Consider the following 13,172-nt stretch of genomic DNA (forward strand, 5'->3'; position numbering starts at 1 on the left):
CGGTGGGGAGCGCCGGGGTCGGAGCGGGCGCTCAGGTGTCGAGGGCGAGGGCGACGAGCTCCGTCCGGCTGGTCACCCCGAGCTTCGCGAAGACGTTGCGCAGGTGGAAGTCGACCGTGCGCGGGCTGAGGAACAGCCGTGCCGCGACGTCGCGGTTCGACAGACCTTCGCGGACCAGCGCCGCGACCTGCCGCTCCTGCGGGGTCAGCTCCGGCGTGGTGGCGGCAGAGATGTCGCGGCGCCGCGCGGTCTCCCCCGACGCGCGCAGTTCCTGGCGGGCGCGCTCGGCCCACGTCTCGGCGCGGAGGTCCTCGAACGTCTCCAGTGCGGCCCGCAGGTGCGCCCGGGCGTCGACGCGCCGGCGGGCGCGGCGCAGGAACGCGCCGTACGCCAGCTCGGTGCGGGCGCGGTCGGGGGCGCGCAGCGACCGGGCGTGGTGCTCCAGGGCCCGCTCGAAGTGGCGACCGGCGACCTCGCCGTCGGCCAGCAAGGCCCGGCCGTGCTCGACCGAGGCGTGCGCCCAGCCGGTGCCGGTCGGATCGGCGAAGGCCGCCAGCTCGGCCACCCAGTCCGCCGCGGCGTCGCGGCGCCCTGCTCGGACGGCGGCCTCGAGCCGGTCGACCGCGGCCATCTGCCGCACGGTGGGCAGCCCGATCTGCGCGAACTGGTGCAGCGCCGCGTCACCGTCGGCGAGTGCCCCCCGGGTCCAGCGGACGAGGTCGCGCACGAGCCCGGCGAGCACGCCCAGCGACCGTTCGGCGGCGATCCGCTCCGCGGCGGCCAGATGCTCCCCACCGTCCGCGCCGCCGCGGAGCGCCGCCACCAGGGCCAGCAGCGCGTGGGGCAGCGCGGCCAGCGCCGGCTGCCCCGAGTTCTCCGCGAGCAGCAGCGACTCGGTGGCGCCCGCGGTGCAGGCCCGCCAGTTGCCGGTGGTGATCTCGCTGAACGCCCGGCGGGTCAGTGCGTGCAGGATCACCATCGGCGCGGCAGCGGCGCGGCCGGCGGCCAGCAGCCGGCCCTGCAGTCGCAAGGCGGCCGCGTCGTCCCCGACGTACCACGTCGCGACGGCCACGTTGACCAGCAGCTCGGAGTCGGCGTCGTCGTCGAGCTCGTCGGCCAGCGCGATCGTCCGCGAGATCGCGGGTGCCGCCTCGGCCCAGGCGCGGCGGGACACCGCGTCGAGGCCGCGGGTCAGGTCCGCGAGGCAGCGGTCGTGCACCGGTGCGTCCGGTGCCACGGCCCGGACGAGCTCGGCCGGGCCGGGCCGCACCCCGGCCGACCGCGCACCGACCGCGGCCAGTGCCGCGCCCAGCATGGCCAGGTCGGCCGACCGGCGGGCGTCCGACGCGGCGACCTCGGCGGCGGCCTGCACGACGATCCGGTAGCCGGTGTCCAGCGAGCCGGTGTTGAACTCGATGTGCCCCTGCAGCCGGCGCAGGTCCGCCCGCAGGGTGGGTCGGGGGACCAGGGCGAGGCCGGCTTCGGCCAGCACCCGGGCGCGCTGCGGCTGGGCCGCCGTCCAGGCGGAGGAGGCCGCGCGGTGCAGCCGCTCGGCACGCGCCTCGCCCTCGGACAGCTCGGCGGCCCTCTCCCACGATGCCGAGGCCGCCTCGTGGCCTCCCCGGTGCACCGCGCGCTCGGCGGCCCGGTCCAGTTCGGCCACGACGGCCTCGTCGGGCCGGTCCACCGAGGCCGCGAGGTGCCAGGCGCGGCGGTCGGCATCGGCCGCGCCGGTCATCGTCGCCGCCAGCGCGTGGTGCACCCGCCGTCGCTCCACGCTGGTGACCGCGCCGTAGACGGCGGAGCGGACCAGCGGATGGCGGAGGTCGACCGAGCCGTCCTGCACGCGCACCAGCCCCGACCGCTCGGCGGCGGCCCACCCCTCGTCGTCGGCGCCCAGCGCGCCCGCGGCCGCACGAACCGTGGTCAGCCGTCCGGAGTCGTCCGCGGCGGCGGCGAGCAGCACTGCCTGCGCCGACGCCGGCAGCCGGCGGTAGCGGTCGAGGAAGGCCCGCTCGACGCCCGTGGTGAGCGGCAGCCGGGCGGGCAGGGGTTCGGCGCCGGTCAGCTGCCGGGCCGGGAGGGCATCGGTGAGCTCGAGCAGGGCCAGCGGGTTGCCGCCCGTGCCCTCGACGAGCGCGCGGCTCACGTCCACCGGCACGGGCACACCGGCGCGCTCGGCGAGCAGCGCCCCGGCGGCCACGGGATCGATCCCGGCGAGGACGAGGCCGGGCAGGTCGCCGCCGTCGAACTCCCGGACGTCGCCGTGGCGGGCGGCGAAGAGCAGGGCGACGCGCTCGTCCTGCAGCCTGCGCGCCACGAACAGCAGGGCGGCCGCCGAGGCGTCGTCGAGCCAGTGTGCGTCGTCCACCACCGCCAGCACCGGGGCCTGCTCGCCCGCCTCGGCGAGCAGGCTGAGCACGGCGAGGAACACCAGGAACCGGTCCGCGTCGCCCGCGGCGATCTCGCCGAAGGCGGCCCGCAGGGCGGTCGACTGCGGCGCCGGCAGCCGGTCCGTGCAGCCCAGGGCGGGCCGGAGCAGCCGCTGCAGCGCGGCGAAGGCCAGCGGCGACTCCGACTCGATGCCCTGGGTGCGCAGGACGGTCATGCCCTCGGCCCGGGCGACCGCGTCGGCCAGCAGGGCCGACTTGCCGACGCCGGGATGACCGCGCAGCACGAGAGCCCCACCGCGTCCGGCGGCCGCGTCGGCGAGCAGCGCGTCGACGCGCGCCCGCTCGTCCTCCCGCCCCTGCAGCACGCGGGCGAGCCTAGAACCGGCAGGGTCCGGCGCCGGCTGCACACCGGCGCCGGGCGGTGCGCCTGCGACTCAGGCGGCGGCCGAGCCGTGAGTCCACCGAGGCGCGGATCAGCCCGGTGCGGGTCAGCCACCAGAACAGGTCCCGGCCGAGCGGACGCTGCGGCACCGCCCGCGGGCGGCTCCCCACGGCGAGGGCGACCTCGCGGCCGGCGGCCGCGAGCTCCTCGGCGATCTGCACCCCGGAGTTGCCGGCCCCGACGACGAGCACGGGGCCCACCGGAAGCTGCCCCGGACGGCGGTACGCCGAGCTGTGCGGCTGGACCACCTCGGGCGCCAGGTGCTGCGCGAGGGCCGGGACGCGCGGGACCGAGAACGGCCCGGTGGCGACGACGACCTGGCGGGCCCGCAGGGTGCCGGTCGGGGTCTCGGCCGCGAAGTGGTCGCCGGACCGGCGCAGCCGGATGACGCGGGTACGCAGCCGCACGGGCAGGTCGGGGGTCGCCGCGTACCGCTCCAGGTAGTCGGCCACGTCGTCCTTGCCGGGGTAGGTGCCGGCGTCGCCCGGGAAGGGCAGGTCCGGCAGGGAGTCGTGCTCGGCGGCGGTGCACAGCCGCAGCGAGTCCCAGCGGAACCGCCAGACGTCGCCGGTCCGCTCCCCTGCGTCCACCAGCAGGAAGCGCACGTCGCGCTGCTGCAGGTACCGGCCCAGGGCGAGGCCGGCCTGACCGGCGCCGACGACGAGGACGTCGAGGGTCTCGGCGGGGGATGTCGTGGTCACGGAGGGCATCCTCTCGGGAGCGTGTCGGGGTCAGCGGGCCTCGACCGTGAAGGGCACGGTGAGGACGTCGCCGTCCGCCGTCCGGAACTGGCCCCACAGCCGGTGGACGCCCGGGGTGGCGAACTCGGTGTGGACGTCGAGCTGCGGGCCGAACTCCTGGCCGGGGAGGGCGAACACCGGATCGCCGTCGGCGTCCTCGACGTCGGCGTGCTCGTGGGCGAAGGCGCTGCCGTCGGCCGGCATCACGACGACGTGGCCGGCGGCGGCGAGGTAGGGCCGCAGGTCGTCGACCGGCCGGCCGGTGGCGGCGTCGGTGAAGGAGAAGGCGAGCTCGCTCTCGCGCCCGGCCACGGCATCGCCGGACAACTCGACGCGGATGCCGTCGACGACCTGGGTGCGCGGACCGGCCGCGAGGGTGACCGGCGCGGGCTCCGCACCGGTGATGCGCACGGTCTGCGCGTCGTGCAGGTCACCCATCTCGCCCCGGAGCCGGAACTCGGTGTCGATCCGGTACGTGCCGGCGGTCGGGAACACCAGCTCGACGGCGAGCTCGCCGGGCCGGCCGGTCGGCTCGGGGTGCACGTGCGCGAACGTGCCGAGGTCGGCGCGGGTCGCGATGAGGTGCGCCCACACCTCGTGGCTGCGGGACAGGTCGGCCACCGGCTCGCCGGTGGCGGCGTCGATCAGGCGGACGACGACGAGCGCCGGCTCCCCGGGACGGACGTCGTCCGGCAGGTCGATGCGGACGGCGACGCCGGCGTCATCGGCCGCGGCCGGGTCGATCTCCGCGGTCATCATCGTGCTCATCGCCGGGCGCATCGGCATGCCGGTGGACTGGGTCCAGGCGAGCACGCCGTTCATCCCGCGCGAGGCGGCGTCCGTGCGGCTGAGCGCGGTCAGGCCGGCGCCGACGGCCAGGGCGGCCACGGCGACCGTGCCGAGGAAGGCGTACTGGCCGAGCCGGGTCCGCAGCGGTGGCCGGAGGATCTCCGCGACGCCGGTCGGGCGCCGGAAGCCGCGCAGCCGCAGCGCGTTGGTGACCACGCTGACCGAGCTCATCGCCATCGCCGCCGCGGCCAGCACCGGGTCGAGCAGCAGGCCGTCGGCCCAGTACAACGCCCCGGCGGCCACCGGGATCAGCAGCACGTTGTACGCGAACGCCCAGGCCAGGCCCTGCTTGATCGTGGTGACCGTCTGCCGGGACAGCGCGATCGCCGACACGATGCCGCGCAGGTCGCCGCCGAGGAGCGTGACGTCGGAGGCGGCGACGGCCACGTCGGTGCCGGTGCCGACGGCGATGCCCAGGTCGGCCTGGGCCAGCGCCGGGGCGTCGTTGATGCCGTCGCCGCACATGGCGACGACGTGGCCCTCGGCCTGCAGCGCCGCCACCCGGGCCGCCTTGTCCGACGGCCGGACCTCGGCGAGGACGTTCGCGATGCCGACCTCGGCGGCGACGGCGCGGGCCGTGGCCTCGGTGTCGCCGGTGAGCATCCACACCTGCAGGCCGATCGCCTCCAGCTGGGCGATCGCCTCGGCCGACTCGGGCCGGACCGGGTCGGCCACGGCGACCAGCGCGGCCGGCCGGCCGTCGACGGCGACGTACACCGGGGTGGCGGCCGCCCGCGCGGCCGCGTCGGCGGCGGCGGTCAGCGGCGCGACGTCGATCCCGGCGGCGGCCATGAGGGCGTGGTTGCCGATGCGCACGCGGTGCGCACCCACGGTGGCCTCGATGCCGGCGCCGGGCAGCGCCTCGAACGCGCCGAGGGCGGGCACCGCCAGCCCGCGCCCGCGGGCGGCGGCGACCAACGCCTCGCCGAGCGGGTGCTCGCTGCCGGTCTCGGCCGCGGCGGCCAACGCCAGCACGTCGTCCTCCCGCCAGGTTCCGGCCGTGGTGACCCAGGTGACCTCGGGCCGGCCGCGGGTGATCGTGCCGGTCTTGTCGAGCACCACGGCGGTCAGCCGCTTCGCCGTCTCGAGCGCCTCGCCGTCGCCGACGAGGATGCCGAGCTCCGCGGCGCGGCCGGTGCCGACCATGACCGCGGTCGGCGTGGCCAGCCCGAGGGCGCACGGGCAGGCGATGATCAGGACGGCGATCGTCGTGCCGATGGCCATGGTCAGCCGCCCGGTGTCGGGGCCGAACAGGGCCCAGCCGGCGAAGGTGAGGACGGCGGCGACGAGCACGGCGGGCACGAACCAGGACGACACCCGGTCGGCCAGCCGCTGCATCGGCGCCCGGAAGCCCTGGGCGTCCTCGACCAGCCGGACGATCTGCGCCAGGGTCGTATCGGCCCCGACCGCGGTGGCGCGGAGCAGCACCGATCCCGTGCGGTTGAGGGTGGCGCCGATCACCGAGTCGCCGACGGACTTCTCGACCGGCAGGGGCTCGCCGGTGAGCATGCTCTCGTCCACCGTGGAGGCGCCCGCGGTGACGACGCCGTCGACCGGGACCTTCTCGCCCGGGCGGACGCGCACCAGGTCGCCGACGGCGACCTCCTCGACCGGCACGTCTACCTCGACGTCGCCACGGACGACGCGGGCCGTCCGCGGTGCCAGGCCGACGAGGGCGGTGATCGCGGCGGCCGTTCGCTTCTTCGCCCGCCCCTCCATCCACCGGCCCAGCAGCACCAGGGCGACGATCACCAGCGACGTCTCGTAGTAGACGTGCAGCGGCAGGCCCCACCGCTCGGCCGCCGCCGGCCACAGGGTGACGAAGGCGCTGTAGCCGTAGGCGACCAGCGTGCCGAGGGCGACCAGCGTGTTCATGCTGGTGGCGCGGTGGCGGGCGGCCGCCCAGGCGGCGGTGTAGATGCCGCGGCCGGCCCAGAACTGGACGACGGTCGCGACGACCAGGATCGCCGGCATCAGCCAGTCCATGGCGTCGATCGGCAGCGGCACGTACATCAGCACCATCAGGCCGAGGCCCGCGGTCAGGGCGACCTGCCAGCGGCGCCGCAGGCCGGCCAGCTCGGCGTCGCGCGGATCCGCGTCGGCCGGGCCGGGCCGGTCGGCGTCCGGCGCGGTGGTCGCCTCGTCGCGGCGCGGGGTGGCGGTGTAGCCGGCCGCCTCCGCGGCCCGCGCGAAGTCCGCCGTCCCCACGCGGGTGGGGTCGTGGTCGACCGTCGCCGTCCCCGTGGCCAGGTTGACGCGGGCGTCGAGGACGCCGTCCAGCCGCTGCAGGGCCTTCTCGACGCGCGCGACGCAGGACGCGCAGGTCATGCCACCGATGTCGAGCGCGCAGGTCTGGACCACCGGGGTCCCGGTGGCCGGGGTGGGCGGCACCGTCGTCGTCATGGGGATCTCCTCGTCGGGCTGTTCCAGCGGCCGGCAGCGTCGATCCGGGGCGGGCGGCCTCGCGCCGGGAGAACCGCCGGGTCGGTCACCGGCCGGCCGCCGTCGGCCGCATGGGCGTCGTCGGGACGGATGTGATCCGGGTCTCATCCCGTCGGGGTGACGACGTGCGCCGGGGGCTCCCGCGGCCCGGGGAGAGGAGGCATGCTTCCCCGCCATGACGGTGACCGCAGGCGTACCGGACCTCGTCGCCTCGTCGACGGCCGCCCTCGCCGCCGAGCAGTGGCGGGTGGCCGGCGCGCTGAGCGCCGTCTCGTCCCGGGGGGCCTGGCGGGCCCGGCTGTCCCCCGACGCCAGGTGGCAGCTGGTCCGCGTGGGGCACTTCCCCGCGTACGCCGCGGAACTCGACTGGACGCCGCGCGAGATCGCCGGGCACCTGCGGGACAGCGCGCGCGTCTTCACCGAGCGGATCCGGCGGCTGTGCGCCGAGGACGAGCCGCGGGTGGCCGACTTCGTGACCGACTCTCCGGAGCGGGTCGCGGACTACCGGGCCACGCCCCCGGACGTGCTGCTGGACCAGCTCCGGACGGCGCAGGCCGAGCTGCTGCAGGCGGTCGCCGGCGTGGGCGTCGGCGAGCTCTCGCGCCGCGGGGTGCACGAGGTCGACGGCCCGTTCACGCTGGCCGACGTCCTCCGCTTCCTCCCCGACCACCAGCGTGACCACGCCGAGCAGCTGAGGGCCCTGCTCCCCCGCCGGTGACCCGCCGGCGCTGCGCGCCCGCGCTCGGGTGACCTGATCACCCTGGCGGTTTCCCCGGCGCGAGGCCGGCGCGGCCGCCCCGAACCTCGGTGTCGTCCCAGCACGACGACCGAGGAGTTCCCGATGCTCACCAGCACCCCCCGCGCCTTCGTCGGCAGCACCACCGTGTCGGTGCGCGGCATGACCTGCGGCCACTGCGAGCGCGCCGTCACCGAGGAGATCGGCCGCGTGGACGGCGTCCGCGGCGTCTCCGTCGACCTCGCCGCCGGCACCGTGACCGTCACCGTCGAGCACCCGGTCGACCGCGCCGACATCGCCGCCGCGATCGACGAGGCCGGTTACGCGCTCGTCCCCTGACCCGCCCGGCCGGCCGGCCGGTCGCGAGCCCGGTGACCACCCCGGTGCTCCCGCCGGCGCGAGGCGCGTCGCCTCCGCGGTCGGATCGGCCCGCCCCGTCCCCTCCAGCCTGCGAAGGATCCCCCGATGCCTCCCGTGAACATCCCGCCTCCCGTGAACATCCCGCCTCCCGTGAACATCCCGCCCACCGTCCCCGCCCACGCCCCCGTGCCGGCCGAGGTCGTCGCCCGCGCCGGCGAGCAGACCGCCGCCCGCCGGCGCCGCTGGCGGAAGTACGTCGTCCACTACCTGGAGATGGTCGTCGCCATGGCCGTCGGCATGGTCGTCCTGCACCCGGTGTGGGCCTGGGCGTTCGCCGCGCTCGGCTGGTCCGCGGTGCTCGACCGACCGGAGCCGATGGCGCTGGTGATGGCGACCAACATGACCGTCGCGATGTCGGCCTGGATGAAGGTCCGCGGCCACGGCCGGCGCCCGATCGCCGAGATGGCTGCGGCCATGTACCTGCCGTTCGTCGTCCTCTTCGTGCCGATGTGGGCCGGCGTGCTCTCCGCCGACGGCATGCTCCTCTGGGGGCACGTGCTGATGCTGTTCGCGATGGCCGGCGCCATGGCCATCCGCCCGCACGAGTACGCCCACTGCTGATCCGCGTGGCGGGCGGGGGCCGGCGCCCCCGTCCGCCTCGACGACCCCGGGAGGACTGCCCGTGCCGATCGGACCCGGTCACGTCGAGGTCCGCCGTGCCGAGCCGGCCGACGCCGCGACGGTGCGCGCGATGCTCGTCGAGCTGGCCGCGGAGGACGACCCCACCCACACCGTCGAGGTGACGCCCGAGCGATGGGCCGAGATGCTGGCCCGCCGGGATGTCGTCGTCCTGCTGGCCGAGCGCGACGGCGTCCCCGTCGGATACGTCTCCGCCGTCCGCAAGCTGCACCTGTGGCTCGGCTCCGACGTCCTGGCCCTCGACGACCTCTACGTAAGGCCCGGGCACCGGGACGCCGGCGTCGGGCGGCTGCTGATGACCGAGCTGGCCCGCCGGGCAGGCGGACGGCTGATCCGCTGGGAGATGCGCGAGGACAACATCGCGGCGCAGCGCTTCTACCGGCGCCTGGGCGCGACGCTGCGGACCAAGGTGGTGGCCGCGTGGTGGCCGGGGTCACAGCCGCGCTGACCTGCCCTCGCCTGGTCACCCGCTCCGCCGAGCGGGAAGACTGGGGTCGTGACGATCCAACTGCGGGTGGCCTGCGCGCAGGTCGACACCCGGGTCGGTGACCTGGCGGGCAACGCCGAGCTGGTCACGAGGTGGACGGCGGAGGCCGCCGAGGCCGGCGCGCACCTCGTCGTCTTCCCCGAGATGACGCTGACCGGCTACCCGGCCGAGGACCTGGTGCTGCGCGAGTCGTTCTCCCGCGCGTCCGAGCACGCGCTGGAGACGCTGGCCGCCGACCTCGCCGAGCGAGGGCTGGGCGGGGTCGCCGTCGTCGTCGGGTACCTGGCGCACACGCCGGGCGGCGGGCCGGCGCCGGTCGAGTCGCCGCCGATCGCCGACGACCGACCCGGCGACGCCAACCCCCGGCACGGTGCGCCGCGCAACGCCGCCGCGCTGCTGCACGGCGGGCGGGTCGTCGTCCGGTACTACAAGCGGCACCTGCCCAACTACGGCGTCTTCGACGAGGCGCGCTACTTCGTGCCCGGGCACGACCTGCCGGTCGTGCGGCTGCACGGCGTCGACGTCGCGCTGACCATCTGCGAGGACCTCTGGGTGGACGACGGCCCGTGCGCGGTGGTCGGGCAGGCCGGCGTCGACCTCGTGGTCTCACCCAACGCCTCCCCCTACGAGCGGTCCAAGGACGACCAGCGGCTGCCGCTGGTCCGCCGCCGGGTGGCCGAGGCGCGGGCGCCGATCGTCTACTGCAACCAGGTCGGCGGGCAGGACGAGCTGGTGTTCGACGGCGACTCGCTCGTCGTCGGGGCGGACGGCGGGCTGCTCGCCCGCGCGCCGCAGTTCGTCGAGCACCTGCTCACGGTCGACCTCGCATTCGACCCGTCGTCCGGGCCCTCCCCCGAGTCGGAGCGCACCGAGGGCCGGGTCGGGCCGATGACGGTGACCCGGCACGTGCTCTCCGACGACCGGGTGCCGGCGTTCGAGCCGCGGCCCGGGCGGGTCGCCGAGCCGCTGGGCGACCTGGAGGAGGTGTGGCGGGCCCTCGTGCTGGGCCTGCGCGACTTTATCGAGAAGAACGGCTTCCCGTCGGTGGTGCTGGGCCTCTCCGGCGGCATCGACAGCGCGCTGTGCGCCACCATCGCCGTCGACGCGCTCGGCCCGGACCGGGTGCACGGCGTCGGCCTGCCGTCGGTCCACTCCAGCGAGCACTCGTTGGCCGACGCCGCCGACCTGGCCAAGCGGCTCGGCTGCCACTACGACGTCGTGCCCATCGCGCCGATGGTCGACGCGTTCCACGGCGCGGTCCACCTGTCCGGCGTCGCCGCGGAGAACCTGCAGTCGCGGGTGCGCGGCACGCTGCTCATGGGCCTGTCCAACCAGCACGGGCACCTGCTGCTGACCACGGGCAACAAGAGCGAGATCGCCGTCGGGTACTCGACGCTCTACGGCGACTCGGCCGGTGGGTTCGCACCGATCAAGGACGTGCCGAAGACCCTGGTGTGGGACCTGGCCCGCTGGCGGAACGCGCAGGCGGCCGAGCGCGGCGAGACCGAGCCCATCCCGCAGCACTCGATCGACAAGCCGCCGTCGGCCGAGCTGGCCCCGGGGCAGGTCGACACCGACTCGCTGCCCTCCTACGACGAGCTCGACGCGGTGGTCGCCGACTACGTCGACCGCGACCTCGGCATGCACGAGCTGCTCGAGCGCGGCCACGACCCGGACGTCGTCGCCCGGGTGCTGCGCCTGGTCGACGCCGCGGAGTTCAAGCGCCGGCAGTCGGCACCGGGAACGAAGATCTCGCTGAAGGCGTTCGGCCGGGATCGGCGTCTGCCGGTGACCAACCGCTGGCGGGAGAGCCTGCCCAGCGTCCGCGAAGGAGCGGCGGAATGACCAGCGCATCCTCGGGCGAGTCGGTCGTCTACGGCGGCGGGTCGGCGACCCGGGTGCGGGTGCACCACCTGCTGCAGGCCAAGGAACGCGGCGAGAAGTGGGCGATGCTCACCGCGTACGACGTGCTGTCGGCGCAGGTGTTCGAGGAGGCCGGCATCCCGGTGCTGCTGGTCGGCGACTCCGCGGGCAACGTCGTCCTCGGGCACTCGACGACGGTGCCGGTGACCGTCGACGACATGCTGGTGCTCACGCGGGCCGTCGTCCGCGGGACCCGGCGCACCCTCGTCGTCGCCGACATGCCGTTCGGGAGCTACGAGGCCGGCCCCGCGCAGGCGCTGGCGACCGCGGTCCGGCTGATGAAGGAGGGCGGCGCGCAGGCGGTGAAGCTGGAGGGCGGCGTCCGGGTGGCCCCGCAGATCCGGATGCTGACCGAGGCGGGCATCCCGGTGATGGCGCACGTCGGCTTCACGCCGCAGAGCGAGCACGCCCTCGGCGGCTACCGGGTGCAGGGCCGCGGTGCCGGCGCCGAGCGGCTGCTGGCCGACGCGCGGGCGGTGCAGGAGGCCGGCGCGTTCTCCGTCGTGCTGGAGATGGTGCCCGCCGACGTCGCCGCGCAGGTGACCAAGGAGTTGACCATCCCCACCATCGGCATCGGCGCCGGCGTCGACTGCGACGCCCAGGTGCTGGTGTGGCCGGACATGGCCGGCTTCACCGGCGGGCGGGTGCCGCGGTTCGTGAAGCGGTACGCCGATCTGCGCGGTGAGCTGCTGCGCGCGGCCCGGGAGTACGCCGACGACGTCCGCGCCGGCAGCTTCCCCGGGCCGGAGCACTCCTTCGATTAGCACCGGGCCCGCTCCCGCGACGCGCCGGTCGACCGCCGGGTGGGCGGTTGCGGCCGCCGACACAGGCGGAGGCGCCGTTCGGACCGACCGGAAGTGCCCACTCGGCGCGGTGGGGCGCGCGGTTGCAGGTCTTGCGGGCGTTCGGGGGCCGCGGCAGCGTGCTCGCATGCGGGTGCTCGTGGTGGGCTCGCCGATGGTAGGGCACGTGCTGCCACTCGTCCCGCTGGCCCGCGCCTTCGGCGAGGAGGGGCAGGACGTCGTCCTCGCCACCGCCGGCGAGGGCGTCGACGCCGCGCGGAGGGCGGGCCTCCCGGCTCGGGACGTCGCCCCAGGCCTGAGCATGCAGCGGATCGGGCTCGGCGCGCTGCTGCGCCACCCCGTCCACATCGGGCGCCTGGCGTGCGGTGGGCAGGGCACCCACGACAGCGCCGGGGCGCTGTTCGCGCCCGTCAACACCCGCATGGCGGACGGCGTCCTCGCCCTCGCCGAGGAATGGCGGGCGGATCTGGTGCTGCACGAGGCGCTGATGCCGCTCGGTGCCCTCGCCGGCGCGCGACGCGGTGTGCCCGCGGTGCTGGTCGACGCGCTCGTCTACGACGGCGGCGCGCTGTTCACCGCGGTGGCGCGGCGCCTCGGGCCGCTCGCCCGCCGCCACGGGCTTCGATCCGTCCCCGGACCGGACGACGTCGTCACGACCATTCCGCCCAGCCTCGCCGGCGCGCGTCCCGGCCACCCGATGCGCGCCGTGGCACCGGCGATCCCGGGCGACGCGCCACCCGACCTCGCCCTGTCGGGCGCGCGGCCGACCGTCCTGGTCACCCGCTCGACGGCGGGCGATCGGCGGCGCGACCGGTTGATGTCCACCGTCGTCGAGGCCGCCGAGGGCGCCGACCTCGACGTCGTGCTCGTGCGGCCGGACAGGTGGGTCACCCGCCGGCCGTTACCGGCCAGTGTGCGCGCCACCGGCTGGCTGCCCTTCGCCGACGTGCTCCCCCACGTCGCCGCCGTGGTGCACCACGGAGGGTCGGGCACGGTGCTGGCCGCGCTCGCCGCCGGGGTGCCGCAGCTCGTCGTGCGGGGTCCTGGCGACCGGTCGCTGCACGCGCGGCTGCTCCGCGAACGGGGCGCCGGACTCGGCGTCCCCCTCGACCGACTGGGCAGGGCCACGCTCGAGCGGCTCGTCGGCGACCCGGCCCTGCGCTCGGGGGCGCAGGAAGTCGCCGCGGAGATCGCCGCCATGCCGCACCCGCGCGAGCTGGTCGGCCCGCTCATCGAGCTGACGGGTCGGCCGGCCGCCGGCTGAGCAGCGGGAACTGTCGGACCCCGTGGCTACGGTG

10 protein-coding genes are annotated in these 13,172 nt (G+C 76.3%); 7 read left to right on the forward strand and 3 right to left on the reverse strand.

Translation table 11 applies throughout. The features are described 5' to 3' along the window. Positions 1-31: 31 nt before the first annotated feature. Genes OF117_RS20935 through OF117_RS20945 form a run of 3 tightly spaced genes read right to left on the reverse strand, consistent with a single transcriptional unit; the run spans position 32 to position 6,827 of the window. The gene (locus tag OF117_RS20935) at positions 32-2,758 is read right to left on the reverse strand and encodes a helix-turn-helix transcriptional regulator (protein ID WP_263554793.1); all 2,727 of its coding nucleotides are present in this window, start codon (positions 2,756-2,758) and stop codon (positions 32-34) included. Between the two features lie 10 nt (positions 2,759-2,768). After that, complete coding sequence (locus tag OF117_RS20940) at positions 2,769-3,536, reverse strand: flavin-containing monooxygenase (protein ID WP_263554794.1); 768 nt, start codon at positions 3,534-3,536, stop codon at positions 2,769-2,771. Between the two features lie 30 nt (positions 3,537-3,566). Next, positions 3,567-6,827: a heavy metal translocating P-type ATPase gene (locus OF117_RS20945; RefSeq protein ID WP_263554795.1), complete on the reverse strand. Its 3,261-nt coding sequence runs from the start codon at positions 6,825-6,827 to the stop codon at positions 3,567-3,569. Positions 6,828-7,041: 214 nt separating this feature from the next. On the opposite strand from OF117_RS20945, the gene OF117_RS20950 reads away from it, so the two are divergent. From OF117_RS20950 to OF117_RS20980, 7 genes are all read left to right on the forward strand, one after another. Further along, positions 7,042-7,584: a DinB family protein gene (locus OF117_RS20950; RefSeq protein WP_263554796.1), complete on the forward strand. Its 543-nt coding sequence runs from the start codon at positions 7,042-7,044 to the stop codon at positions 7,582-7,584. Between the two features lie 123 nt (positions 7,585-7,707). Further along, positions 7,708-7,941, forward strand: a complete 234-nt coding sequence (locus OF117_RS20955; protein WP_263554797.1) for a heavy-metal-associated domain-containing protein — start codon at positions 7,708-7,710, stop codon at positions 7,939-7,941. A 126-nt stretch (positions 7,942-8,067) separates the two neighbouring features. Then, entirely contained in the window at positions 8,068-8,583 is a 516-nt protein-coding gene (locus OF117_RS20960; RefSeq protein WP_263554798.1) for a hypothetical protein, read from the forward strand. Between the two features lie 61 nt (positions 8,584-8,644). Next, positions 8,645-9,109 (forward strand): GNAT family N-acetyltransferase, encoded by a 465-nt coding sequence (locus tag OF117_RS20965; RefSeq protein ID WP_263554799.1) that lies wholly within the window; start codon positions 8,645-8,647, stop codon positions 9,107-9,109. 48 nt (positions 9,110-9,157) lie between these two features. Next, entirely contained in the window at positions 9,158-10,993 is a 1,836-nt protein-coding gene (locus OF117_RS20970; RefSeq protein WP_263554800.1) for an NAD+ synthase, read from the forward strand. Beyond that, positions 10,990-11,835 carry a 3-methyl-2-oxobutanoate hydroxymethyltransferase gene (gene panB / locus OF117_RS20975; protein ID WP_263554801.1) on the forward strand — a complete coding sequence of 282 codons (846 nt, stop codon included), beginning with the start codon at positions 10,990-10,992 and terminating at the stop codon, positions 11,833-11,835. The genes OF117_RS20970 and panB overlap by 4 nt, the downstream gene beginning before the upstream one ends. Positions 11,836-12,001: 166 nt before the next feature. Beyond that, positions 12,002-13,138: a glycosyltransferase gene (locus tag OF117_RS20980; protein ID WP_263554802.1), complete on the forward strand. Its 1,137-nt coding sequence runs from the start codon at positions 12,002-12,004 to the stop codon at positions 13,136-13,138. Positions 13,139-13,172: the final 34 nt, after the last annotated feature.

The organism is Geodermatophilus sp. YIM 151500 (assembly GCF_025716945.1).
Classification (GTDB): domain Bacteria; phylum Actinomycetota; class Actinomycetes; order Mycobacteriales; family Geodermatophilaceae; genus YIM-151500.